Source organism: Paenibacillus sp. USDA918EY (assembly GCF_009870825.1).
GTDB lineage: Bacteria > Bacillota > Bacilli > Paenibacillales > Paenibacillaceae > Paenibacillus_AQ > Paenibacillus_AQ albilobatus.
The window spans coordinates 374,490-399,848 of sequence record NZ_WTWY01000001.1 but is presented as its reverse complement, the minus strand read 5'-3'; the positions used below and the strand labels follow the sequence as shown (position 1 = coordinate 399,848).

At 53.6% G+C, this 25,359-nt stretch carries 22 protein-coding genes; 9 read left to right on the top strand and 13 right to left on the bottom strand.

Going from position 1 to position 25,359, the window contains the following annotated elements; all coding sequences use genetic code 11:
• Nucleotides 1-222 precede the first annotated feature (222 nt).
• Nucleotides 223-1,827: an S-layer homology domain-containing protein gene (locus GQY55_RS02000; RefSeq protein ID WP_236575344.1), complete on the bottom strand. Its 1,605-nt coding sequence runs from the start codon at nucleotides 1,825-1,827 to the stop codon at nucleotides 223-225.
• Nucleotides 1,828-2,154: 327 nt separating this feature from the next.
• On the opposite strand from GQY55_RS02000, the gene GQY55_RS01995 reads away from it, so the two are divergent.
• Nucleotides 2,155-2,721 carry a GNAT family N-acetyltransferase gene (locus tag GQY55_RS01995; RefSeq protein ID WP_160038474.1) on the top strand — a complete coding sequence of 189 codons (567 nt, stop codon included), beginning with the start codon at nucleotides 2,155-2,157 and terminating at the stop codon, nucleotides 2,719-2,721.
• A 36-nt stretch (nucleotides 2,722-2,757) separates the two neighbouring features.
• Here GQY55_RS01995 and GQY55_RS01990 read toward each other — a convergent pair whose 3' ends face one another.
• The 5 genes from GQY55_RS01990 to GQY55_RS01970 all read right to left on the bottom strand — a co-directional run bounded on the left by GQY55_RS01990 (nucleotide 2,758) and on the right by GQY55_RS01970 (nucleotide 9,578).
• The gene (locus tag GQY55_RS01990) at nucleotides 2,758-3,318 is read right to left on the bottom strand and encodes a GNAT family N-acetyltransferase (RefSeq protein ID WP_160037637.1); all 561 of its coding nucleotides are present in this window, start codon (nucleotides 3,316-3,318) and stop codon (nucleotides 2,758-2,760) included.
• Nucleotides 3,319-3,361: 43 nt separating this feature from the next.
• Nucleotides 3,362-5,086 carry a proline--tRNA ligase gene (locus GQY55_RS01985; RefSeq protein WP_160037635.1) on the bottom strand — a complete coding sequence of 575 codons (1,725 nt, stop codon included), beginning with the start codon at nucleotides 5,084-5,086 and terminating at the stop codon, nucleotides 3,362-3,364.
• 383 nt (nucleotides 5,087-5,469) lie between these two features.
• Entirely contained in the window at nucleotides 5,470-6,138 is a 669-nt protein-coding gene (locus GQY55_RS01980; protein ID WP_160037633.1) for a class II aldolase/adducin family protein, read from the bottom strand.
• 62 nt (nucleotides 6,139-6,200) lie between these two features.
• Entirely contained in the window at nucleotides 6,201-7,700 is a 1,500-nt protein-coding gene (locus GQY55_RS01975; RefSeq protein WP_236575343.1) for a rhamnulokinase, read from the bottom strand.
• A 90-nt stretch (nucleotides 7,701-7,790) separates the two neighbouring features.
• The gene (locus GQY55_RS01970) at nucleotides 7,791-9,578 is read right to left on the bottom strand and encodes an L-fucose isomerase (protein WP_160037632.1); all 1,788 of its coding nucleotides are present in this window, start codon (nucleotides 9,576-9,578) and stop codon (nucleotides 7,791-7,793) included.
• 305 nt (nucleotides 9,579-9,883) lie between these two features.
• Here GQY55_RS01970 and GQY55_RS01965 point away from each other — a divergent pair, with 305 nt between their 5' ends.
• Together GQY55_RS01965 and GQY55_RS01960 are read left to right on the top strand one after the other, a co-directional pair.
• Entirely contained in the window at nucleotides 9,884-10,894 is a 1,011-nt protein-coding gene (locus GQY55_RS01965; RefSeq protein WP_160037631.1) for a LacI family DNA-binding transcriptional regulator, read from the top strand.
• Between the two features lie 103 nt (nucleotides 10,895-10,997).
• Nucleotides 10,998-12,311, top strand: coding sequence for a TrkH family potassium uptake protein (locus GQY55_RS01960; protein ID WP_236575342.1), 1,314 nt, complete (start codon nucleotides 10,998-11,000; stop codon nucleotides 12,309-12,311).
• Between the two features lie 163 nt (nucleotides 12,312-12,474).
• On the opposite strand, the gene GQY55_RS01955 is transcribed toward GQY55_RS01960, so the two are convergent.
• Complete coding sequence (locus GQY55_RS01955; RefSeq protein ID WP_160037630.1) at nucleotides 12,475-13,152, bottom strand: response regulator; 678 nt, start codon at nucleotides 13,150-13,152, stop codon at nucleotides 12,475-12,477.
• The gene (locus GQY55_RS01950) at nucleotides 13,149-13,985 is read right to left on the bottom strand and encodes a sensor histidine kinase (protein ID WP_160037629.1); all 837 of its coding nucleotides are present in this window, start codon (nucleotides 13,983-13,985) and stop codon (nucleotides 13,149-13,151) included. Before GQY55_RS01950 ends, GQY55_RS01955 begins: the two co-directional genes overlap by 4 nt.
• Nucleotides 13,986-14,145: 160 nt before the next feature.
• Between GQY55_RS01950 and GQY55_RS01945 the strand changes: the two genes are divergently transcribed.
• Nucleotides 14,146-14,889: a polysaccharide deacetylase family protein gene (locus GQY55_RS01945; RefSeq protein ID WP_160037628.1), complete on the top strand. Its 744-nt coding sequence runs from the start codon at nucleotides 14,146-14,148 to the stop codon at nucleotides 14,887-14,889.
• Nucleotides 14,890-14,994: 105 nt separating this feature from the next.
• Here the strand turns inward: GQY55_RS01945 and GQY55_RS01940 are convergent, their stop codons facing one another.
• Both GQY55_RS01940 and GQY55_RS01935 read right to left on the bottom strand, forming a co-directional pair.
• Nucleotides 14,995-16,377 carry a DUF4179 domain-containing protein gene (locus GQY55_RS01940; RefSeq protein WP_160037627.1) on the bottom strand — a complete coding sequence of 461 codons (1,383 nt, stop codon included), beginning with the start codon at nucleotides 16,375-16,377 and terminating at the stop codon, nucleotides 14,995-14,997.
• Nucleotides 16,374-16,910 (bottom strand): RNA polymerase sigma factor, encoded by a 537-nt coding sequence (locus GQY55_RS01935; protein ID WP_160037626.1) that lies wholly within the window; start codon nucleotides 16,908-16,910, stop codon nucleotides 16,374-16,376. The genes GQY55_RS01940 and GQY55_RS01935 overlap by 4 nt, the downstream gene beginning before the upstream one ends.
• 205 nt (nucleotides 16,911-17,115) lie before the next feature.
• Here GQY55_RS01935 and GQY55_RS01930 point away from each other — a divergent pair, with 205 nt between their 5' ends.
• Together GQY55_RS01930 and GQY55_RS01925 are read left to right on the top strand one after the other, a co-directional pair.
• The gene (locus tag GQY55_RS01930; RefSeq protein WP_160037625.1) at nucleotides 17,116-17,643 is read left to right on the top strand and encodes a YfiT family bacillithiol transferase; all 528 of its coding nucleotides are present in this window, start codon (nucleotides 17,116-17,118) and stop codon (nucleotides 17,641-17,643) included.
• A gap of 88 nt (nucleotides 17,644-17,731) precedes the next feature.
• Nucleotides 17,732-19,876: a YhgE/Pip domain-containing protein gene (locus GQY55_RS01925; protein ID WP_160037624.1), complete on the top strand. Its 2,145-nt coding sequence runs from the start codon at nucleotides 17,732-17,734 to the stop codon at nucleotides 19,874-19,876.
• Nucleotides 19,877-20,042: 166 nt separating this feature from the next.
• Here the strand turns inward: GQY55_RS01925 and GQY55_RS01920 are convergent, their stop codons facing one another.
• The 3 genes from GQY55_RS01920 to GQY55_RS01910 form a co-directional block, all read right to left on the bottom strand.
• Complete coding sequence (locus GQY55_RS01920) at nucleotides 20,043-20,564, bottom strand: PadR family transcriptional regulator (protein WP_160037623.1); 522 nt, start codon at nucleotides 20,562-20,564, stop codon at nucleotides 20,043-20,045.
• 145 nt (nucleotides 20,565-20,709) lie between these two features.
• Nucleotides 20,710-21,474, bottom strand: a complete 765-nt coding sequence (locus GQY55_RS01915) for a class I SAM-dependent methyltransferase (RefSeq protein WP_373309116.1) — start codon at nucleotides 21,472-21,474, stop codon at nucleotides 20,710-20,712.
• Between the two features lie 90 nt (nucleotides 21,475-21,564).
• On the bottom strand, nucleotides 21,565-22,470 hold the full coding sequence (locus GQY55_RS01910) for a LysR family transcriptional regulator (RefSeq protein WP_160037622.1): 906 nt from the start codon (nucleotides 22,468-22,470) through the stop codon (nucleotides 21,565-21,567).
• A 146-nt stretch (nucleotides 22,471-22,616) separates the two neighbouring features.
• On the opposite strand from GQY55_RS01910, the gene GQY55_RS01905 reads away from it, so the two are divergent.
• From GQY55_RS01905 to GQY55_RS01895, 3 genes are all read left to right on the top strand, one after another.
• A complete protein-coding gene (locus GQY55_RS01905; RefSeq protein WP_160037621.1) occupies nucleotides 22,617-23,285 on the top strand; it encodes a DJ-1/PfpI family protein in 669 nt (222 codons plus the stop codon).
• Nucleotides 23,286-23,431: 146 nt separating this feature from the next.
• Nucleotides 23,432-23,710, top strand: a complete 279-nt coding sequence (locus GQY55_RS01900) for an ArsR/SmtB family transcription factor (protein WP_160037620.1) — start codon at nucleotides 23,432-23,434, stop codon at nucleotides 23,708-23,710.
• Between the two features lie 68 nt (nucleotides 23,711-23,778).
• Nucleotides 23,779-24,951: an MFS transporter gene (locus tag GQY55_RS01895; RefSeq protein WP_160037619.1), complete on the top strand. Its 1,173-nt coding sequence runs from the start codon at nucleotides 23,779-23,781 to the stop codon at nucleotides 24,949-24,951.
• Nucleotides 24,952-25,359: the final 408 nt, after the last annotated feature.

Below are 25,359 nucleotides of genomic sequence, written 5' to 3'. Positions count from 1 at the left end.
GTTTACTTCCGTGCAATTTAACGGCAATAGCAGGTTTTTTTCTTTGTTTGGAATGTCCATCCGTTTTCGGAACGCAGAAGGCACGCGCGCTGAAAACTCTGAAACCATATATTCCAATTCGTAGCCAATTTTAGGGAGGCACCCGAAATTCATACAGGGATATACAGCAAAAAGGCCCTGCCCGAAAGGACAAGACCTAAAAAGAAAGACAGCAATTATTTTTTAATACGAAGCATAACGGATTGCATTGCTCAGACTGGTCCAGATTTCGTCTGTTTCCGCGCCCACATACCAATAGGCATAACCTGCGACTCCCCGTTTGGCGGCCATCATCGTTTTAAGCCCGAGCGAACGGCCGTCTTCCACCCAAATCTTGTGCTGGCTCCCTTGGCGCATGTAGCTGACCACATACTGCCCAAGATCCGAATCCCATGAACGGTTGTAGGCGACCGAGCGGATACGGTAACCCTGCTGGATCAACGTCAGCTCTTCGGACGATGCCCCACCGGACTGGAGCGTCCAATCCCTAGTATAGAACGGAAGCGCCAGTATGGTTTTCTTCGCCGGAACGACGGAAAGCATCCGGTTCAAGGCCGATTGAACCCACGGGAGCGAGGATACCGAACCCGCCACGGGATCGCCGTCCCAGTGTTCGTCATAACCCATGAGCACGACGTAATCCGCATATCTTCCGAGCGCTTCGTAATCGAAGGCCTCGGTCCAATCGGTGCCCAGGTCCGGGGAAACGTCGATGGACAGCACGGCCCCGGCCGCCCGCAGGCTCGTTCCGAACTCGGAAATGAACGCCGTAAGCGAAAGCCGATCCTCGGGGTTTACGTTTTCGAAATCCACGTTGATTCCGGATAATCCGTACGTCTTTGCATAACCCGCGAGCTTCTGAATGACGGCGGCGCGCGCGTGTCCATCCGACAGGATTTGATGCGTCAAAGCCGAATCCGAATGGTTTCCGAGCATGGCCCACACCTTCTTGTTGTTTTGCTTGGCCCAACTGGAAAGACTTGGGTCCGCATGGTTGGAAACCGGCGTCGATCCGTACTCAAGAAAAAACCATCGCGGAACCAACGTATTCACGGCGCTGTTTTTGACCTGCTCTTTAAACTGGGCCGTCGTTAGGCCGTTTTGCCAGCCAAGCTGGAGGCCCATATTCGGCGTTTGACGGATCGCTTTGGACCAAACGTTGTCGTGCAAAATCCGGTCCAATACGGCGGCCGTTTCCTCGCGGGTCATCGCGTCGACCGGACGGAACTTCCCGTCGGCTCCGCCCATCAGGCCAAGCGTATGCGCCGCCTGCACGTAAGGGGCCGCCCAAGGGGCGATCTGACTTTTGTCTTTATAATCCAAACCGCTGCCGGTATCGCTGCCGGGGTCGACCTTCAGCGCCCGGACGATCAGAACGGCGGCTTCCTGCCTCGTAATTCGGGCCGACGGCTCGAACGAGCTTTTGCTTTTCCCTTCCGCGATCCCGAGCTGAACGGCCGCCTCGATCCAGCCGTAATACCAGCTTTTGGCCGGAACGTCGGCAAACGACGGCATGTCGGCATCCACCGGCGCCAGCTTCAGCAGCCGGTCGGCCATGGCGACGAATTCGGCGCGCGTCACGTTTTTTTTCGGTTCGAATTTCCGGTTGCCCGTGCCGTTGACGACCCCTTCCTCCACCAGCTCCACAATCTCGTTTTTGGCAAAACTTCCGGCAATGTCGTCAAACGGCAAAGAAGCGGAGGAGGCCGCCGCCCACGCGTTTGCGCAACCGCCCAGCGCCAAGGCTCCCGCCATCCATCCAGCTATAATGATCTTTCGTGTCTTCAAAAGAAAATGCCTCGCTTTTTTGGTTTTCATAGAATAGATTCATGACCTATCTCAGGATTTTGCAAAATTGATTCCGCCGTTCCCGGGTGCAATATATAGATGAAATAAACCGTTTCGCTCTATCGATTGCTGATTGAAAGTCGCTCTTTGGATTTTTGCAAAATCCCTATCTACTATCCTATCAAAAAAGGGTATGAAAGGTGGATAACCAAATATTGGTATAAGCGCCCCATCTTCAAGTTTTCAGCCACAGCATGATTGAAATTTGTCTGCGGGAAGCATATAATCTTTCTTCAGCCTGCATGAAAAGAACGGAGGAATTTGATGATGTTAACGGGAATCAACGGAAAGCTCGCTTTGCGGCGATTAACGCCGGAGCATGCGCAGGAGATGCTTGATCTCCGGCTCCGAAACCACGAGTATTTGCAGCCGTTCGAGCCGATCCGGGACGCGTCTTTTTTTACGGTCGAAGGCCAGGAAAAAGACATTTTAACCGGAATGGGCGACCGGGATCAGGCAACGTCCGCACTGTTCGGCATGTTCGTAACCGGAAATGAAAAGGACGAGCTGGCAGGGCGCATCGCGCTCACCGGGATCGCGCGCGGCCCGTTTCAAAACGCGAATCTGGGGTATTTCATCGGCCGGGAGCATCAAGGAAAGGGCTATATGACCGAAGCCGTGCGTCTATGTGTCCGGTACGCTTTCGAGGAGTTGGGCCTTCACCGCGTACAAGCCGGCGTGATGCCGAGAAACGTTCCTTCGCTGCGGGTCCTGGAAAAGGCGGGCTTCCGGCGCGAAGGGCTTGCTCTAAAGTATTTGCTCATCAACGGCGTCTGGGAGGATCATGTATTGTTTGCGAAAACGCGGGAGGATTGGGAAGCCGAAAAAAAATAACCCGGCTCCGTAAAGCCCGGGTTATGAACGGATACGTCACAGCCGTTTGACCATGTGATAATACACATGACCGTTGATCGTAATTTCCTTGTCCACTTCGTATCCCAGATGAAGGTACAGGGAATACGCTCTTGCGTTGTCCGTAACGACGGCCATGGCGATTTTACCGTAGCCGAGCGCGGACGCTTGTTCTTCGGAGGCGCGGATCAGCTTCGTGCCGATCCCCTGCCCGCCGAATGCCGGGGAAACGGACAGCGTGTCGATGTAATATTCGTCTTCGTCCGATTCCTTGTCGAGACGGAAGTGAGGGTCATTTTTCAGCTTCCGCAGCCGGTCCAGAATCGGCCGGTCCAGCTCGGCGATTTGATCCCCGCCGTAAGCGACGACGACGCCGGCGACCACGCCGTCTATTTCTTTCACGAGCGCCTGCTTATGGGAAAGCCTTCCTTCGTCGGCAGCGAAATACCGTTCCAGCATCTCCACAACATCCTGCTCCTTCTCTTCCCCCGTCAGCTGGTGCGCCACATCGTGAAGGGCGTCATACAGCAGTCTGGCAGCTTGCCTTGCATCTTCGGGTACCGCTTGTCGAATTGTCATGTTGTTTATTTCCTCCAATAATAACTATTCCCCTTTATTATAGTTAACCGTTACCTGAGGAACAAATTTCCGCGACCCGCAAGGCCGCCTCTTCAGCGGCAATCAGCTCTTTTTCATCCCCGTCCCGCCGGTTCTGCCATTCGACGAGTCCTTCGGCGGCCGCCTTCCCGACGACGATCCGAAGCGGGGCGCCGATCAGGTCGGCGTCCTTGAATTTCACGCCCGGACGCTCGTCGCGGTCATCCAGGAGCACGTCGATTCCGGAGCTGCGAAGCTTTTCGTACAACGCCGTCCCCAATTCGGTCTGCGCCGCATCTTTGGCCGATACCGGGATGACGTGCACCTGGAACGGAGCGAGCGAAAGCGGCCAAACGATGCCCGACTCGCCGCCATGCTGCTCCGCCGCAGCCGAAATGAGGCGGGATACGCCGATGCCGTAGCAGCCCATGATCATCCAGTCTTCTTGACCGTCCTTATTTGTAAACGTCGCGCCGAGCGCCTTGCTGTATTTGGTACCCAGCTTAAATACATGGCCCACTTCGATGCCGCGGCTGAAAACAAGCTCCTCCCCGCAACGGCTGCAGCGGTCGCCGGTCTGGGCGTTGCGGTAATCTCCGATCCGTTCGGCCTGAAAATCCCGGCCGGGAACAAGATGGCGGACATGGTAATCTTTCCGATTTGCACCCGCGGTGCTCCCTTTAACGGCAGCGGCCGCGGCCGCTGAATCCAAATAAATCGGAATGTGAAGGCCTTTCGGTCCGGCAAACCCGTGCGGCGCGCCGGTCACCCGCTCTACCGTTTCCAAATCGGCCAATTCCAGCCGGTCTGCGCCGAGCTCGTTTTTCAGCTTGAACTCGTTAACCTCATGATCGCCGCGGACCACGACCGCGATCGGCTGACCGTCAGCCGTATAAATCATCGTTTTCAGGCATGTTTCCGTCCTTTCTCCCAAAAAAGCGCTTAGCTCGCCGATCGTTTTGATCCCCGGCGTATGCACCTCTTCGGGCTCCGAAACAGAATCGCCGTCACCGGATCCACGCTCCTCTTGAAGGAAAACCGCCTTTTCCAGATTCGCCGCATAATCGCAGGACGGACACGTCACGACCGTATCTTCCCCGATGTCCGCAAGCGCCATAAATTCAAGCGTTTCGCCTTCGCCGCCGATCGCTCCCGCCTCGGCTTCCACCGCCCGAAAACGCAAACCGCATCTTTCGAATATCCGGTGATAAGCGCGCACCACCGCCTGATAATTTTCGTCCAGCCCCTGCCAATCCGTATCGAACGAATAGGCGTCCTTCATCAAAAATTCCCTGCCCCGCAGGAGGCCGTGACGCGGTCGCCGCTCATCCCTGAATTTCGTTTGGATTTGATATAAACGAAGCGGCAGCTGCCGGTAGCTGCTTACCTCCGCCGCCGCCAACGAGGTGACGACTTCCTCATGCGTCGGCCCCAGCACAACCCCGCGTTGATGCCGGTCCTGAAGCCGGATCAGCTCCGGTCCGTATTCCGTATGCCTGCCCGATTGCTCCCACAGCTCGGACGGCTGCATGGCCGGCATCAGCAATTCGTCAAAGCCGGCCGCCTGCATCTCCTCGCGGATGATCCGTTCCAGTTTGCGCAGCACGCGAAAGCCAAGCGGCAAAAAGCTGTATATGCCCGCAGCCGTCTGCCGGACGTAACCTCCCCGGAGCAGCAGCCGGTGGCTTGCCGCCTCCGCTTCGGCCGGCGCTTCCCTTAACGTGGAAAGCAGCATTTGTCGTTGTCTCATACGCTCATCTCCCTTGCGTCATCGTATACAAAAAAACACATCCGTCCTTGCAAGGGACGAATGTGTTCGTGGTACCACCCTGTGTTTAACAGCCGCCTGCGGCATGCCTTCCGCAAAAAGCTGTCCTCCATGGTCAACATAACGGGGTTCTCCCGGCCGGGAATGTTTCGGAACCTGCAGATTCCGTTCCATCCGGCAGCTCGCAAGATAGGGAAGCCCATGCCGCATGCGAAACCTTTCAACCGCGGGTTTCTTCTCTGAAGCAGGCGGGTGTTCATGAGCCGTTGGTCTTGGTCACAGCTTTTGAATATGTTTACAAACGCGCGTTTGTTTTTCCATACATTACAAGATGAAGCAAGGTGATGTCAAGCAGGATCCGACCCTTATTGCAGTTTTTGCAAAAGCTGCACGCGGTACGCTTCGCTCTCCAGCGATTGGATTTCCTTGTATTCCGCGTCCGTCAGCACTTTCGGCGTTCCGGCGGCTTTGGCCGCAAGGTAAATTTTCGCGCTTTCCTCCACCACTTCTGTGCGGTAATAGGCTTCGCGCAAATTTTTCCCCGTGGTGACCAGGCCATGGTTTTCGAGCAAAATGGAATTGTATTGCCCGACCTTCGCCGCAACCGCGTCGGCCAGCAAGTCCGTCGTCGGCAGCACGTACGGGACAAACGTGACTTCCCCGACAAGCGCAGCCTGATCCGGGAACAGCATCGGCAGCTCCCGGGAAACCAGCGTCAGCGCGATGCAGTATGCGGGATGCGTGTGCACGATTGCCTGAATGTCCGGGTTTTCGCGGTAAGCATACAAATGCATCAGCACCTCCGACGATGGACGGAACTCCGTGTCGAGCACTTTGCCGGACCCGATTTCCACGCGGATCCACTGATGAGGTTCAATATCTTCCAGGGCAAAGCCGCTTGGCGACAGCAGCATCAGATCGCCGGCTTTGGCGCTGATGTTGCCCCCGGGGCCGACGACAAGTCCTTTGGCGACGATTTTGCGTGCGTAGAGCGTCAGCTCCTCGCGTACTTGTTGTTCCAGTGATTGCGTCATCTCTCCATGCACTCTCCTATCCGATTTCTTCCGGTCCTAAGACCGGAACGCTTCCTTATGCCTTACTCTTCCGTCTTCTGAAGCACAAGCAGCCGTTCGTACGTCCGGTACCGTTCTTCCCATTCGCTTGCGTTTTCCGGCACGTACATTTCGGGCGGGAAGGACCGGCGTACAACCTCGCGGATGTCCTCCAAACCGCCAACTTCCCCATGGGCTTTGGCCTGCATCATGAGGTTTCCGATCGAAGTCGCTTCGACCGGCCCCGCGATGACGGTTTTGCCGGTGACGTTCGCCGTCAGCTGGCAAAGAAGCCTGTTCTGGATGCCTCCTCCGACCATGTGGATCCGCTCCAGGCGCTCCCCGGTCAATTCCTCGATTTCATCGAGCGTCTGCCTGTATTTAAAGGCCAAGCTCTCCAAAATGCAGCGAACGATTTCGGGTCTGGACTGCGGTACGGCCTGGCCGGTAGCCCGGCAGTATTCCCGAATCCGCTCAGGCATGTTCCCCGGCGGCAAAAATACGGCGTCCCCCGCATCGACATAGCTGGCATTCGCCGGCGCATGCTGCGCCATTTCCGTCAATTCGGCGAAGCTGAGCTCCGTCCCTTCCATCGCCCAGGTGCGGCGGCATTCCTGAAGAAGCCATAACCCCATGATGTTTTTGAGCATCCGGATTTTGCCTTCGGTACCGCCTTCGTTGCTGAACAGCAGCCGTCTGCTCCGCTCGGTCAAAATCGGCTCGTTAAGTTCGATGCCCATAAGCGACCATGTTCCGCTGCTGATGAACGCATACCGCGAGTCGGTCGCCGGTATGGAGGTGACCGCGGCGGCCGTGTCATGGCCCGCGGCCGCAATGACCGGCATCGCATCCAGCGAAAGCTCGGCGCAAATATCCGCCCGAACCGTGCCAAGACGCGTTCCCGGCATGATGATCGGATTCAATAGCGATGACGGGATCGAAAGGGCATCCAGCACCTGCCTGCTCCAATCCCTTCCGGCCGCATCCAGCATGCCGCTTGTGCTGGCAATGGTGTATTCGCTCGCCATGGTGCCGGACAAATAGTAATGGAACAAATCAGGCATAAACAGCATGCGCAAGCCGCCCTCGTTTTGACCCAAACGCAGCTCCTCGTCGGCAAACAGTTGGTACACCGTATTGATGCTGGAGGATTGGATCCCGGTCCGGGCGTAGAGCTCGGTTTCCGGAATGCGTTGTACAGCCTCCTTCATCGCCAGCTCGGTCCGAAGGTCGCGGTAATGGTACGGGTTGCTTGCCAGTCGTCCCTTCGGATCGACCAGACCGTAGTCGACGCCCCACGTATCCACGGCGATGGACGCGGGCGTGCGGCCAAGCTGCTGCTTTGCCTTCATCATCCCCCGCTTCAATTCATGGAACAGCCGCAGAAAATCCCAATGGAGCCTTTCGCCGAGCTGGACGGGCTCGTTTTCAAACCGGTGGACCTCCTGAATGGAAATCCTCGAGCCGTCAAAATGCCCGACGACCGCCCTGCCGCTGCTGGCGCCAAAATCGACCGCCATCATCTGCAATGATTTTGTGCTCACTTCTTCACCCCTTCGATTCTCAGAGCGGAAAAACCCGCCGACTCCGGTTTTCGCGATGTATGTCGGCGGGCATCCTCGTTTGAAGCGGAATTATTTATACAACGGCCCGAAGTTTTGGCAAGCCCTGTAATCCGCGCCTTCCGGATCCTTGGTTCCGAACAGGCCCCATGCCCTCGGCCGGAAGATCTGGTCTTCGCTGACGTTGTGCATGCTGACGGGAATGCGGAGAATGGAAGCGAGCGTAATCAGATCGGCGCCAATGTGCCCGTAGCTGATCGCCCCATGGTTCGCTCCCCAGTTGTCCATGACGGAGTACACGTCCGTGAAGGCGCCTTCGCCCGTCAAGTTCGGCGCAAACCATGTCGTAGGCCAGGTCGGGTCCGTACGTCGATCCAGCTTGTCATGCACTTCTTCCGGCAGGTCGACCGTGTAGCCTTCCGCGATCTGCAGAACCGGTCCCAGCCCTTTCACCAGATTGAGGCGGGACATCGTGACAGGCATGCCGCCGCGCGTCAGGAAATCGGAGGAGAATCCGCCGCCGCGGAAGTATTCCACCGCCGCCGGACGCCACGAAGTTGCTTTAAGGCACTTGTTTGCCTCTTCTTCGGTAATTTCCCAGAACGGTTTCATGACGGGTTTGCCGTCCCTCGTTTGTTCGCCCGTGCCGTCGAGCGCGGCCGGACCGGAGTTGATCAGATGCAGCAGACCGTTTTGCCCAAGCCCCGTCAGTTCGTGGCCGGTAACGCGTTTCACCGCGTCCGGGCTCCAATATGTACGGACGTCGGCAAAAATTTGCGCGGTGTTGGTCAGCAGGTAACCGAACAGCATCGATACGCCGTTCAAGCTGTCGTTTTCCGTTGCCACCAGGTAAGGGGCGCGGATTCCGTTCCAATCGAAGGAGGAATTCAAAATCGCTTCGTGGAAGTCGCCGTTCGGGAAATGGTCGGTCCATTGGCGCTGTCCCTGGAAGCCGGAGACGATCGCGTTATGGCCCATCGCTTCTTCGGCGAAGCCGAGCTCTTCGAGCCGTTGGTTGCCTACCATCAAATCGCGTACGATTTGCGTCATTTTGACGACCGTTTCCCAATCCTTGTCTTTCTTTTCGCGGGAGGTTTGAATGTCGGCCGGGTTGTTGTCCGGGCCCTCCTTGCAGTTTTCCTTCACCCAAGCCAGCGCCGTTTTATATTCTTCCGGATCATAGATTTCTTCCTCGATCCGGCGGGTAATTTCGGACATATCGACGTATTCGTTGCGCATGCCCAAATATTCCTGGAAGAAGTCCGGATCGATCATCGAACCCGCGATCCCCATCGATACCGAGCCGATCGCCAGATACGATTTGCCTTTCATGAGCGCAACCGCCAAGCCCGCCTTCGCAAAACGGAGCAGCTTCTCCTGCACATCCGCCGGAATGGAAGGATCGTTCAAATCCTGCACGTCCCTGCCGTAGATCCCGAAAGCCGGAAGGCCTTTTTGCGCATGGGCGGACAAGACGGCGGCCAAATAAACCGCACCCGGTCTTTCCGTGCCGTTAAAGCCCCATACCGCCTTGGGAATGGCCGGATCCATGTCCATCGTTTCGGTGCCGTAACACCAGCAAGGCGTGACGGTAATCGAAACGCCGACGCCGGCTTTGGCGAATTTGTCCGCGCATGCGGCCGCTTCGGCCACGCCGCCGATGCAGGTATCGGCAATCACGCATTCCACCGGCGAACCGTCCGGGTACCGAAGGGTTTCGCTGAGCAAAGAGGACACGGCTTTCGCCAGATTCATCGTCATGCCTTCAAGCGACTCGCGTACTCCCTTTCTTCTGCCGTCAATGGTCGGACGAATGCCGATCTTGGGAAAATCCTGCTTCCATCTTGCATCCTTCGTCATAACTGTTTCTTCCTCCTCATAGGAAAATAGGATGGGACATGCCGCTTTTACAACATAGGGTTACCGATAACCCTAATACCAAAATGAACGCAGCTTTCGCTTTGCTTAAAAAAAAATGATCTCAAGGAAATAAATCTTGACGGACCTTCACAAAAAGAGAGCTGCGTATAAGTTATAGCCAATGTTATCCTAGCAAGTGTATAATGGGGTTATCGATAACTTTAAAATAGCAATGAAAACGGTTGCTGTCAATCGAAATTTTCTTCTGACGCACTCTTAAATACACATCCAAAAAGGGGTCTACCATGGTTACGATTTACGATATCGCCCAAAAAGCCAACGTCTCCGCGATGACGGTGTCGAAGGTGATCAACAATACCGGAAGGATCAGCGAGCAGACGCGCAAGCGGGTTAAAAAGGTGATGGAGGAGCTGAACTACGTCCCGAATTCCAATGCGCGCAGCCTCGTGCTGCAGCAAACGCAAATTTTGTCCCTGCTCATCACCGACATTACCAACCCGTTTTACACCAGCCTCGCCCGCGGGGCCGAAGACAGCGCGAAAAAGTTCGGGTATCGGCTGCTGTTCGGCAACAGCGACGAGGACTACGACAAGGAACGGGATTACGTCGACATGATTCTTTCGACCCGCGTGGACGGCGTCTTGTTTGCGCCTGCGGGAGACCACTCCCTCAAGCATCTCGAAAAGCTGCGCGCACACAACATTCCGTTCGTAATTTTGGACCGGGCGGTCCCCGGTATCGACTCGGATATCGTGCTGGGGGACAGCAAACAAGGCGCCCGCAATCTAGTCGATTACCTGATCGGGCTTGGACATCGCCGCATCGCGCTCGTCAACGGTTCGCTGGACGTTTCCACCGCACGGCTGCGCTACGAGGGATACGCCGAGGCGCTCCGGCTGCACGGCATCGGTCTGGATGACCAACTCGTCATCCATAAAAGCTACCGCGAATATCAAGACGAAGACCAGCTCGAACAGCTGCTGGATCAATCCTCGCCGCCGACCGCCATTTTCGCGGCGAACAATTTTTTGGCCGTAGGCGTCATCAACGCCCTGCGGAAAAAGGGGCTCCGCGTGCCGGAGGATATGTCGGTGGTATGCTTCGACGACCTGGATCTTTCTTCGGCGCTAGACCCCTTCCTGACCGTCGCTTCCCAGCCGGCCTATCAGTTCGGCGCCATAGGCATCCAGCTGCTGGTCGAGCGGATTCAGGGCAGCGCCGTGCCGGAGCCGAGGAAGCTCATTTTGCCTTCCGAGCTTATTATTCGCTCTTCCGCCAAGACTTTCGGCAAATAATAGGGTACAATAGAAGGAACGTTTTGCTTGAAGAAGGTGACGTATCATTCCATCCATTCGCTCGAAAAAAATAACGAAAAACCTGCTGACGCCTCCCAAAATATTGGTGATCGGCTTCCTGCTCATCATTACGATCGGGACGTTCCTGCTGTCTTTGCCTTTTTCTTCGGCAACCGGCGAACGGATCCCGTTCCTGAACGCCTTATTCACGGCGACCTCCGCCACATGCGTAACCGGGCTTACCGTCGTGGATTCCGGGACGGCCTTTTCCTTATTCGGCCAAATCGTCATGATCGTTTTGGTCCAGGTCGGCGGGATCGGCTTCATGACGATGGCGACGATCATCGCGTTGGCGCTGAACAAGCGGATCTCCCTGCGCGAACGGCTCATTTTGCAGGAAGCGCTGAACCACGGAACGATCGACGGCGTCGTTCGTCTCGTCAAAAAGGTCATCATGTATTCCGTGCTCGTGGAATTGGCCGGAGCGCTGCTGCTCGGAATTCATTTTTTCTTTTCGCTGCATCTCCCTTTGGGAAAAGCGGCTTATTTCGGTGTATTCCACAGCGTCTCCATGTTCAACAACGCCGGATTCGACTTGATGGGCACGGTCAACGGACCGTTTAGCGGCATGGCCCCGTTCGTCAACGATCCTTTTATCAACATCGTGATGATGGTCCTTATTTTCCTCGGGGGCATCGGTTTTATCGTGCTTTCGGACCTGATCGAATTTCCGTCGGCGCGCAAAATTTCGCTGCACAGCAAAGTCGTCCTGACCGCGACGGCCTGCCTGATCGTCATCGGCACCGTGGTCATTTTCGTGATGGAGTTCAGCAACCCGAACACCCTTAAACCGCTGCATGCCGGGGGCAAATTTCTCGCTTCGCTGTTCCAGTCGGTGACGACCCGATCCGGCGGCGTCGCCACGCTCGATGTCGGCTCGCTTCGTCAATCGACGCAGTTCATGCTGATCCTGCTTATGTTTGCGGGGGCCGCGCCGGGCTCCACGGGCGGGGGGATCAAAATCACGACCTTCGTGCTGCTGCTCGGAGCGGTGCACGCCATGATGCGGGGACGCCCGGACGTCATTTTGTTCCGGAAACGGATCGCCAAGGACGTCGTATACAAAGCGATTACGCTGACGCTGCTGTCGCTGCTCCTGATCATTTTGTTTTCCATGCTGCTGTCCGTTACGGAGCATCAGGATTTCCTGACCATCCTGTTCGAATCCACCTCCGCCTTCGGGACGACCGGGTTGTCCATGGGGATGACGACACATCTGTCCCCGCTCGGCAAAGTATGGATCGTCTGTCTGATGTTCTTCGGGCGGATCGGACCGTTAACGCTGATCTATGCGTTATCGCGCGAGCGCAAAAAAGATTTGTACAATTATCCCGAAGGACAGATCATCATCGGCTGACGAAAGAGACAACCGTTTATTTCATAAAAAATCCGGCAGACCGCTTTTCGGCTGCCGGATTTTTTGCTGCGGCTCCCCTTGTTGATCCGCGCCGGGTCGTAAAAAAGATGGAAGGCAAACGCCCTCCATCTTTTTTGCTCCCGGACCTCCCGGCCCTTTGCGTTTATTCCTTCCACAGTTTGTTGAAAAGCCCCGGCTTGCGGCCGACGAGCCCCTTTTCGATCGCATAACGCGTCAGCTGAACGCGGTTTTCCAAATGCAGCTTCTGCAATATGTTTTTCAAATGGTTTTTTACCGTCTGGTCCGATATATGCAGCTCCGCCGCGATCTCCTTGTTCGTCAGCCCCGAGGCGACCCAGTTCAAAATTTCGCGTTCCCTGTTGGTCAGCGTCTCATGGTACTCCGGGTTTCTTGCCGTCAAAGGAAATTCCCGCAAAATTTGCGTCGCCAGCTCGCGGCTGAGCGGGGCCTCATCGCTCATGATCGCATGCAAATATTCGATCCAGGTGGATGGCGATAAATTTTTGAGCAGATAGCCTTGCGCCCCCTGCTTCAGCGCCTCGAACAGATGCGAAGCGTCGTCGGAGACGGTAATGATGACGATTTTGACGTACGGAAACTGCAGCTTGATCTGCCGCGTCGCTTCCAGCCCGCCGATGCCCTGCATTTGAATGTCCATCAGAATGAGATCCGGCATCAGGGTTTCGGTCATCAAAACCGCCTCTTCCCCGCTTGTCGCCAGCCCTACCACTTCAAACGAATCGTCCGCGGACAAAATTTCGTTCACCGCCTCGCGCGCGTGGGCGGAATCGTCCGCGATCAAAACGCGATACGAGCTCATGGTTTCTCAGCCCCTTTTCTAATTTCGACCCGGCTTCCCTTGGAAAGCGGAATAAAATCGACCTGCCATTCCAGCTCCTGCGCCCGTTCCTTCATGATCCGCAGCCCGTACCTGTCTTTCATTTGAAGCGGGTCGAGGATCATTCCTTTTCCGTTATCGTCGATCCGCACCACCCAAGCCAACGCGTCTCCGCTGCCGGTCACCGTCACCAAATCCGCATGGGCGTGCTTTCGGACGTTCAGCAGCGCTTCGCGGATGCAGGCGAGCAGCTCCACTTTTTCCTTGGCGGTAAACGCCTGGTCCGGAATGTCCCACCGGATCGAAGGATGAATGAACGTTTCTTTTGCCGTATGTTCGATCCGCGATCTCATGGAATCCTCGATTTCCTTCTCGTCCGCATTCGCTTGAAAACGCAGATTGGCGATGGCTTGTCTCACGTAGCGGTTCACCTCGTGCACCAGCTTGCGCATCTCTTTGAATTCGGCCTGAGCGGCCAACCCTTGCTGCCGGGCCTCCGCCCGGTCCATTTTGACCGACAACAGAAACAGCGACTGCGCGATGCCGTCATGCAGCTCCCGGGCCAGCAGATCGCGGGCGGCCAAGGCGGCATTTTCCGCGCGTTCCTTGTTCAGCTCTTCCTGCACCTGCTCAAGCCGGTGAAAAAGCTGGCTGAGCAGCGTCACGCTGATCAAAAATATGATGACCGGGGTCATAAAATTCCCCGCTTCCATCGACAAATACGGCATTAACAGCGTATGGCGCACATATTCCCACAACCCGACCGTCAGCGTCGGAACGATCAGGATCATCCATTTGATTTGCGTATAAGACATAACGCCCTCCCAAACAGGCTTTTTCAGAACATTGTAGCATGAAGCCGGGAAAAATGCCTGACCCCGATGGGCCATGTATGTTTACTTATCCCCTGTCGCATACTAGCTACGGACTTTACGGACGGGTCATGAAAGCCAATATAATGGAGGGGTTGAAACCATGCAAATTTACATACGGCGGGTTTTGCTGACCGCATGCGCCGCGGTGTTCGCGACGGGCATCCTGACTCCCGCTGCCGCAGCCCCTTCCGGAAGCAAAGGGCGGGAATATTACGAGCAGCGCGGGGACGTCATTTGGGAAATTCCGAACAGGGAGAAGGTCATCGCCCTCACCTTCGACGATGGCCCGGATCCGGAGGAAACGACGCATATTTTGGATTTGCTCAAGCAATACGATGCCAAAGCGACCTTTTTCGTCGTCGGCAAGCAGGTGGAAAAACACCCCGAACTGGCGCGGAGAGAGGTGGCCGAAGGGCATGAGCTTGGAAACCATACCTACGACCATGCCTATTTTAACCGCGGCAGCTCCGTGGAAACGATCGCCAGCCAGCTTCGCCGAACCCAGGAGGCGATTTTCAAAGCAACCGGAAAACGGTCTTATCTGTTTCGCCCGCCGGGGGGCTACTACAGCGAGCGCTTGGTCGATACCTGCAAAAAAGAAGGTTATTTGGTCGTCATGTGGTCCTGGCATCAGGATACTTGGGACTGGCATCGCCCGGGCGTGCGCAAAATCGTGAACAAGGTGCTGGGCAATGCCCGCAACGGAGATATCGTGCTTATGCATGACCATGTCGAAGGAAAATCGCAGACGATTGACGCGCTGAAGGAAATTTTGCCCGAGCTGAAAAAAAGAGGCTACCGTTTCGTTACCGTGTCCGAGCTGGCGCAATACAACATCCCCTAAATTAACGTCGCCAGCCACACGGAATATGTACTTCGCCATTCAAAAAAGGACATGGTATTTCCGTTTCGCGGAATAGTACCATGCCTTTTTTCAATTAAAACGTACTTATGGCTTGGACCAGTCCAGCGGGACTCTAATGACAGTCGGCGGTTTGGGTTTATACCCGGGTTTGTTGTCGTACGTTATCATCTTGATTTGCTGAAAGGATCCTCCATCCGGTTTAGGGAACTTGATTTGAAATATGAACCGCTCTTTTGATATTCTTACCGGCCGTCCACTGCCTCTCTGTTCTTTCCCTTTAGAATCGACAAGAAGCATGGCAGGATTTTGATTCTCGGCATCGCTCGCTTCGTAAGTCAGCACCGTTTCGTCGTCGCCGGCTTCCATTTGGGTGATCGTTACCGTCCCGCCGTTCATGCCTTTCAGAACGATCGGAAATGAGCGAGCTAAAGATGCCGTTTCCTCCCGTTGAACGAACTGCTCCGCATTGCTCGGTTGATCGTTGATCAATACTTCAACGTATTTTGGATGCGGATTGATGGCAGAGGGCGGTCCGAAATTGTAGATAATATCATATTCTCCCCCCTTGCCTCCGGCCATTGCAAAATCGGTTTGGAGATCGTCCCGCAGCCTGTACGAAACCTTATGTTCTCTATATTCGCTGGTGCGAATGGCAAGCTGCGTCGATACCGGCGTAAACGTGATGCGTTCGATCGTTCTTTTCTTGCCGTTTGCCTCGATGGTTTTGTTCGGAAAAAAGGTTTTCGTATCGGGACTTGTTTTCGCCACCGATAAAGGCACGATAACGGACCAGTCGCCTTGAACCTGGCCAATCCGGGAGATGTTCATTCGCAATTTGTACCCGTCCAAATACTGGTACGCATCGATGAGCGTGCTTCCGATAAATGCGTGGTCGTTCAGCTTCGTAAATTTATGGGTGCTCATCATCGTCGGCTCGGCTCCGGCAATTTCCAGGCTGTAGTACACCGCCACGTCTTTGTCTCCGATTTTTTTCTTGTCGTCCAAATATTCCACGTCGTAATTCAGGACGATTTGAACCCCGTCGTAAAAAACTTCATCCATCGTAAACCGGATATCGCGGTCGGTCACGGACGTATTGACCTGTACCCCAAGTCCCTCTTTTTCGATTTTTGATAAGCCTTGTTCCTCGAACCCGCCGTCTGCCAGCAGCATTTTCATAAAAGGAAACCGGGACAATGCCGCCCGGACATCCGGGGAAGCGGTAAAAGCAGCACCCCCTAGCAGAATCACCACAAGCATGGCCGAAGCAGCCGTCTTCCACCGGTTTCTGCTTTTTGCTTTCCTCCGGATACGCTCTGCGGACGACACGTGCCGTTCCCACACCTCTTCAAAAGATACGGCGGGTTGCTTATGCCTCCAGCTGTTATGTATTGCCTCCGCATGTTTTCGCAAAGCTTTGTCTTGTTCGGTACGTCCAAAATCCTGCGGGCTTGTATTCGGGCTCATTCCATTTCCTCCTTGCATCGGACTCCGGGCCAACCCGGACCGTGGCTTCGCCTTAGCTGCTTTAGCGCTTCATGCAGCCTTGACTTGCATGTTCCTTCCGGAATATTGAGCGCTTCGGCCACCTCGGGCAGCGACAGCTCCGCATAATAATGCAAAATGATCACTTCTTTTCTTTTGGCCGAAAGCTTGTTGACGGATTCCCAAAGTTCCCGCTCGCTTTCGCTTTTCATCATCGATTCCTCCACCAGAAACTCGTCACCGATGTCGGGCGGATCCGCCTGAAAGAAAAGCCATTTCTGCCGGCGCATGGCGCTTTTGGCAAAGTTGACGGCAATCCGGTACAACCACGGTTTTAACGGTCTGGATGGATCGTACTGGTCGTATTTCTGAAACGCCCGCAAAAACGTCTCCTGCATGATGTCGTCAGCCATCGGGGCGGACCGGGTCAACATCAACGCGATGCCGTACACATAAGGCGAATAGCTGTTGTAGATCAGCCTGGCCTGCTCTTCGGATATGTTCTGGAGTCCCAATTTCGCTTCCCCCTTGTCTCTTGCTTACTATACGCTTTAAAAAGACGAACCGTTCGGTCAAGCTTTCAAAAAAATGCTGCGATCGGCCCCGTGTTATGTTAAAGTTGTGAAAAATATCGTTTTACGCCAAAAGCAACATATAGTAATTATAGAGGGGCTTTAGGTTGAAAAAGGATCAGACATTCCATTTGGGGAGGTACATGTTATGAATTCGGATTTACGTTATCCTATCGGAGAATTTGCGCCGTCCGACGCGATCAGTCCTGCCGAACGCAGTTATTGGATCGATCAGCTTCGCGCGCTGCCGGGCCAGGTCAGGGATGCCGTGGCCGGGCTTACGGATGAGCAGCTGGATACGCCTTATCGTCCGGGCGGGTGGAGCGTTCGTCAGGTGGTGCATCATTTGGCCGACAGCCACATGAACGCGCTGCTGCGCATCAAGCTCGCGCTTACCGAAGATGAACCGACGATCAAACCCTACGAAGAAAATCTTTGGGCCGAGCTTGTGGATTCCACCGCTCCGGCTCCCGAGCATTCGCTTAAAATTTTGGACGGCGTTCACGCGCGCATGGCGCTTATTTTCAAGCACATGAAAGAGGACGATTGGCATCGGTCCTTCGTACATCCGGTCAATGGAAAAACGACGCTGGACCGTCATCTCGGCTTATACGCTTGGCATGGACGCCATCATCTGGCGCATATTACCTCGCTGATCCGCAGGATGGACTGGTAAACTTTTCATTGCCGCTATAAACGGTTAATATATCGCAACAAAGCAAATAATAACAAAAACCGTTTCATAGACGAGGTATAAAAGCGACATGAAAAACATCGGACTTATTTACGGCAGGGATATCCGCAATATCGTCACCAATTGGGCAGCGCTGGTCATCATTCTTGGATTGGCCATGCTGCCGTCTTTGTATGCGTGGTTTAACATCAAGGCCTCTTGGGATCCTTACGGCAACACCGGCGACATCGCGATCGCGGTTGCCAACAACGACAAAGGGACGACGCTAAGGGGCCAGCCGATCAACCTCGGCAACGAAATCATCAACTCTTTGAAAGACAATCACAAGCTGGGCTGGCGCTTCGTGAGCGAAGCGGATGCCATGAAAGGCGTCAAGCACGGGGATTATTATGCGAGCATCGTCATCCCGGACAACTTTTCGGCGACGATCGCCACCGTGCTCTCCAACCAGCCGATTAAAGCCGAAATTTTATATTACGTAAACGAAAAGATAAACGCCGTTTCCCCCAAAATCGCGTCGTCGGGCGCGAGCGGCATCATTCAGGAAGTCAGCAAAAACTTTGTCCAGACCGCCAACGGCACGATTTTCAAAATCTTCAACGAGCTGGGCATCGAGCTGCAGGAGCAACTGCCCACCATTGAAAGAGTAAGGACGCTGATCTTCAAGCTGGAAAAGGATTTCCCCGAAATCAACCGCGTCGTCAACACCGCTGCCGATGACGTTCAAAAAACCGACCAGCTCGTCAAAAAGGCGCAAAGCAATCTTCCGGTCGTCGTCGACATCGCGGAAAAAGGGCAACGTTTCGCTTCCGGTCTGGATACTTTTTTGACCCAGGCTTCGGGAGCGGCCAAAAATATCGCCCCAAACGTCAAACAAGACCTGCTGCTCCTGCAGCAGACCGCCATTGCGACGCAGCAGCTTGCTTCCGCCTTGAAAGACCCGAACGTAGACCCGGCCGTCGTCACCGACATGCTCGATCATGTGGCTTCGAGGCTGGATATCGGGCTCAAGGTCCAATCCCAGCTCATCGCCTGGTTCGACCAGCTGAACAAAGTGACGGGCAACAAGCTTGGATTCGTCAGCTCGCGGCTGAGACAGGTGCAGGATAAAATGAAGGAACAGCAGACGCTTGTCAGCACGATCAGCAGCGCCGTAAAAAAAGGCGAAAAACCCGCTTCCGATCTGGTCGACCGGCTGAGTCAAGTATCCGGGGACGCCTCGCAGCTGCTTGGCAATATCCTTGGCAGATACGACAGCGAAATCGAACCGGCCATCCTCAGCGGGCTGAACCAAGCGCGTCAAACGGCGGAAAAGGCACGGAATACGCTAAACGACGCGCTGAAAAGCGTGCCGGACGTGAAGAAAATTTTGAGCGATGCATCCAAAGGATTGGCGGTCGGAACCCAAGGGCTGGCCGTCATCAAAAAGGAACTGCCCGCCGTCGAGAAAAAGATTACCGAGCTTGCCGATAAAATGAGGGATTTCGAAAGCAAAGGCAACCTGCAGGAGGTGATCGGGCTCCTGAAAAATAATTTCCAGCTGGAAAGCCAATTTTTTGCCGAACCGGTCGTCCTGAAGGAAAACAAGCTGTATCCGATTCCGAATTACGGATCGGCGATGTCGCCGTTTTTTTCCACCCTTTCGTTATGGGTCGGAGCGACGCTGCTCGTGTCCTTGATCACGACGGAGGTTCACGGGGATCATCCGTACAAAAACTATGAGGTCTATTTCGGCCGGTTTTTCACTTTTCTGACAATCGCGCTGCTGCAATCCGTTCTGGTTACGTCCGGCGATATGTTCATCCTGGGAACGTATGTGGTGGATAAGCCGTGGTTCATTTTGTTTGGCCTGGTGAACAGCGCCGTCTTCATGCTTATGGTGTATACGCTGGTGTCGGTATTCGGCAACGTCGGCAAAGCGCTGGCGATCGTGCTGCTCGTGCTGCAGCTGGCCGGCTCCGGCGGCACTTTCCCGATTCAGACGACGCCGCCCTTTTTCCGGGCGATCCATCCGTTCCTGCCGTTTACGTACGGCATCAGCATGATGCGCGAAGCCGTCGGCGGCATCATCTGGCCGATCGTTCGCAACGACCTTCTGATCATGTGCATCTACGCGGCGGTCACGCTGGTGGTCGGTTTGGCGCTCAAAGGCGCCATTAACCAGCTTTCGGCCGGACTTGTCAAAAAGGCCAAAGAGAGCAAGCTGATCCATTGATGCCATGACGATACAAAAAGCCCTGTCCGAAGCGGCATGACCGCTTACTGGACAGGGCTTTGACGTTAGAACGGCAAAAACGGTTTTTGTGGCTTCGGTTCGCGGACGATGAAAGAGATAAAAATAAAAGCTGTTTATTCCGATATTTTCTGCAATGCGGCGGATCTTATATCGTTTCATCCTCCAGTTCCTGAAGCGTCTGGATCAAAAAATTTTGGTTGCATTCGAGCAGCGCCAAGCGGTGCCGGAAGGACAAATTCACACCGATGCCTTCGTCATGCGGCGGAATTTTGGAGATGGCCCCGATGAGCCCCTGTACCTTGTCCAGCTTGATCCGCAGCAGCTCTTTCGCATCCCGCCGGGAGAGATGATCGATAAACATCAGCCCGATGTTCCCGTCCGGCGTCGTATTTTCGGCATGGATTAGGGAAGCGCGCAGCAATTCGTAAAACAGCTGTTTTCCCTCTTCCGTAATCGAGTAGATTTGGCGGGGCGGCCGGTTGCCTTCCTGCTCGACCGTCACGTTGACGCAGCCCTGCTTATCCAAGCGTTTTAAGATGGCATAAGCCGTCGCTTTTTTCATATCGGAAACTTGCCCTAAATTGCGCTCAATAAAATCGTTAATCTGGTATCCGTGCTGGCTTTGAGTCATCAGCAGCCCCAAAACGAGCAGTTCGCGTTCATCCATGTCAAGACTCCTTCAATGCTGTTGCTACTTCTAGTATAGTCATCCTTGACTACGAGGTCAAAATAAACCGGGACGGGCAGCGAAAAGACGAACACTGCCGTTCCCTTTTCGGCGCCTCTCCCGGTTTCCGTGTCATGTCAAAACGTTACCCTTTCTTTCGGGCCGCAATAACAAACCGGTGGCAGCTCGTGTCCAAATACCCCTGCTGCTCCAATTGGCCATGGAGGACGCGAAGCTGCTTTTCATACCGTTCTACCGAAAAATCCGGAATTTGCCAGGGGATGACGCTCAAATAATAAACGATGGCGCCAAGGTCGAAAAAACGGGATCGCGTTATCTCTTCGTCGCGCCCTTCGATGTCAAAATAGGGCTGCAGCTCCTGAACGGCGTATTCCAGATTCCAATGGGCGAACTCGTCGTTTGGCGCCCCCAGCCACTCGTTGAATTCCTGGTCGTTAACCCCGCCAACCTGCTGGGTAATAAAACGGCCGCCCGGCTTCAGGATCCGATGAACCTCCTTCGGGCTGTAAGACTCATGGCGGTTAATCACCAGGTCGAACTCGCCGTCGGCGTATGGAAGCTTTTCATCCTCCGTAATGTGCGAAACCCGGACCCCTAACGGTTCAAGCCTTTGCCGGGCCACCTCCACATTCGGCTCATATCCTTCCGTGGCGCAGGTATGCGCAGGAAGCTTGGTCAGCCTCGACAGAAACTCACCGCCGCCCGTCCCCATATCCAGCATGCTCCCGGAATGGCGGAGAGCTTGTTCCACCAGTTGATAATAATTCCAGCGCAGCGGAAATTCCTGCAGCCTGCCCGTATTCCCAAGGTATGAAAAATCCCAGCCGCTAAAGGTCATATCCGTGGATTGCAGCACTTCCTCATAGGACAGATTGGTCATCAGCTTCATGTCGTACACCTCTCGTTTCTCTTTTACACCTAGATATTATATTTTCTATGAATATTGCTAAAAACCTTCCCGCAAAGGTCCGTTGCATCGTTAACGGCCATCATTGAACATAGCCGCCCCCTCCGTTAACTTCGCTTGAAGCAATCTCGCCGGATAACTTAATTCCCGGTTTTTATGAACGATCAACCCGTGCATGGAATCGTTTGCCGAACTGATGGGAAGCAATTTAAGATCGCCATCCTCAAGCTCTTTTTTCACCGCAATTTCCGGAACCAATCCAAACCCAATCCCACATTGGACGGATTGCTTGATCATCTCCAGACTCGGGAGTTCTATCGCTTCCATGACGTCGATTCCCGCATCCTGAAGCGCCATGCCGGCCTGTGTGTGATATAAGCAATCGGTCCCGAAGCTGATCATGGCTTCTTGGTTTAATCGCTCTAGTCCCTCGCGTCCAACCTCCCGCGCCAAAGCAGCCGATGCGACAAAAATCAATTTTTCTTCAACCAAAGGATAAAACAGAATGTCATTTCGCTTCGGATCGCGCGGCACGATGCCAAAATCAATCGCATGGTTCAGCACTTGATCCAGAATATCTTGATGGAACCCGGACTCAATCCGAAGTTTCACTTTGGGGAATTCCTTCACGAAATGCTGCATAAACAAAGAGAACCGCGTCAGAAAAAAGGATTCCTGCATACGGAGATAAACCGTGCCTTGGGCTTGCTCGATCTCATTCATCGCTTCTTCGATCGAAGTCCCCAAGTGGATAAATTGATAAGCATATTTCAAAAGCTTCTCACCCGCTGCCGTCGGCTTGACTCCGCGAGATAAACGATGGAACAATTTTTGCCCGCATGCTTGCTCCAAAAGCTGAATATGCGTTGTCACGGTGGATTGAACATATCCCAGTTTATCCGCTGCGCGGCTAAAACTCTGTTCTTCCATCACGACGATAAAGGTTTTGAAAAATCTTCCTTCCAGCAACTCTATCACAATGAACTCCTCCTGATATCGAAAAACAAAATACACTATATCGATGACTATCATGACTGTGATATCTGATTCCATGATATCATGAACTTCGTAAGAAAATAAGGAATGGATTCGAAAACTCGATAGGAAGGCGAAAGGAGTAAGTGATGAGTAAAAAACAAGGTTTTAGACTCGGGGTTTATGTTTTCAAAGATGCTGAAGTCGTTGATTATGCAGCGCCTTACGGCGTATTTTCCGTCGCAAGAAGGCTCGATCCGGAACTTGACGTCTTTCTTGTGGCGGATTCTTTAAGACCCGTTCAAACGCAAGCCGGCCTTACCGTACATCCCAATTACAGTTTCAATGAAATGCCCGATATGGATGCCTTTCTCATTCCGGGAGGTTTCGGAACAAGACAGGAAACTTACAATAAACGGCTGCACCGATTCATCTTTTCGCTTCCCGATACCACGCTGCTGACAAGCGTCTGCACAGGTTCATGGATTTATGGAAAAATGGGGCTGCTGGACGGCCTCCCTGCTACAAGCAGGAAAGAACCGGATCGGCAGGAAGCATCCGAAATGGGCAAAGTGCCGATCGACCGTCTTGCCGAAATTGCGCCGGCCTGCACGATCAGCAGGGCTCGAATTGTGGATGCGGGCAGAATCATTACGGGAGCCGGCATCGCATCGGGGATGGAAATGGGGTTTCATTTGCTAAGACGCGCCGGATACGGCGAGGACTTCATCTCGGACGTAGCCAGGGTAATGGAGTATGCCGAAGCATACGATCTTTACAAACATGACATCGAGTATTTCACTCCCTCCCGCATGTAAACGAAAGGAGCCATCCGGCATGGATCGGCTCCTTTTCTATATTTTTTTTACAAAAATAAACTTGAGGGCTTTACGTCACCACATTTTTATGTTACATTATTTCTACAAATATCGAAATATAAATCGAATTTAGGAGGCCGGGCGGCATGAAAGAAACGAAAGATCAGCAGCAGGCAGTTAAAATTTATAAGGCGCTCGGAGAACCTACCCGGCTCAAAATCGCCTTGCTTCTCAAAGAAGAAAGCGACCAATGTTGTTCCGTTCTGGGAGACAAACTGCAGACGGTGGCCATCTCTACGTTGTCCCATCATTTGAAGCAAATGGCGGAGTCCGGATTGCTGACCTCGCGTAAAGAGGGAACCTTTATCTATTACACCTTAGACAAGGAAGTGGCTGCCAGATACGCTCCATACCTGCTTGAATAATTTTTTTTGGTTTATATTTCGATATTTTTAAAAATATAGTTATTAATCAGATTGGGAGAGTGAATCTTTTGCAAAGCACATGGAAAGTATACGTTCTAGCCTTGATCAGCTTTTTGGTCGGAACATCCGAATACATCATTTCCGGGATATTGGACCGGATCGCAGAGACGTTGGGAACAAGCGTTGCGGCAGCAGGCCAGCTCATTACCGTCTTTTCCCTGGCCTATGCGGTCGGTACCCCTATTTTAATGGCGCTGACAGCCAAAATGGACCGGCGGAAACTTCTCCTTTATTCGCTTGGCCTCTTTATTGCGGCCAATTTGCTGACGTTTATTTTGCCTGGTTTCGGCCTCTTTATTGCCGCGAGAATTATTATGGCATTAGGTGCAGGCATGGTCATCGTTACCGCGCTTAGCATCGCCGCCAAAATTGCGCCGCAAGGCAAACAGGCCAGCTCCATCGCCACGGTGACGATGGGCTTTACCGCATCGCTCATTATCGGGGTTCCGCTTGGCAGAATGGTAGCTTCGGCATTTGGCTGGAAGGCGGTGTTTCTGGCCATCGCCATTCTCGGGATCATCGCCATGCTCGTCATTGCTGCGGTTATTCCACGTATGCAGGGCGACAAGCCGGTCCCTTTGGTCAAACAATTGGCTTTGTTAAAAAAACCGCAGGTTTTGGTTGCTTTGGGGATTACGTTTTTCTGGCTGGGAGGATATTCGCTCGCCTATACCTACATCTCCCCTTTTCTGCTGGAGGTAACGCATTTAAATGAATCACTGATTAGCGCAGCCCTGCTCGTGTTCGGCATTGCCAGCTTGATTGGCTCGAAAGTCGGCGGCTACAGCGCGGATAAACGCGGCATTATCTTTACGCTCGTTTCAGGGATGATTCTTCACGTCATTTCGTTGATTTTGCTATCCTTCGCCGGACAGTCGGTCATTGCGATATTCGCCGTCCTGATCCTTTGGTCTTTTGCCGCATGGTCATCCGGCCCGACGCAGCAATTTAACCTCGTTTCGCTTGTTCCCGAATCCTCGGGCGTCATGTTGAGCTTGAACCAATCCACGATGCAGCTTTCCATGGCTGTCGGCGCGGCAGTCGGCGGACTGATCGTTAACCGTATTTCCTTGGCATCCATTACCTGGTTCGGGGCATTCGGCGTACTCATCGCCATCCTTGCCACGTTTGTATTGTCCAGCTTGGCATCACGCCGTTCGGCGGTGCAGGCTGCGGATTAAGGTTCGTAAAGAAACTGCACACCCCATGGTAGACACAGCCATGGGGTGTGCAATTTTTTTGGGTCTGCATGCAATAAAACACTCAAATGAAATCCAGGCGCGGCGATGCGATCGAACCCTTCGCTCCGTGCGGGGAGAAGAAGCGAGGGATTGGAACGTAGAGTGCCTTATTTTAGATCATTCAACAATAATATCAACCGATCAAGGGTTGCTTATTTTAAATTAAGGACCAAATAACTCACGAAGATAATCCCTTCGCCCGAATAAAATCCGGAGAGAATCACCGCATAATTGTCCTGCGAAATGATTCTGACTTTCTTATATCATTAAAATAAACATAATAAACACCTTTAATGGGAAATGTGCTAAGTCCGGTTAAATTTCTATTGCGAAATTTTCATGTAATGG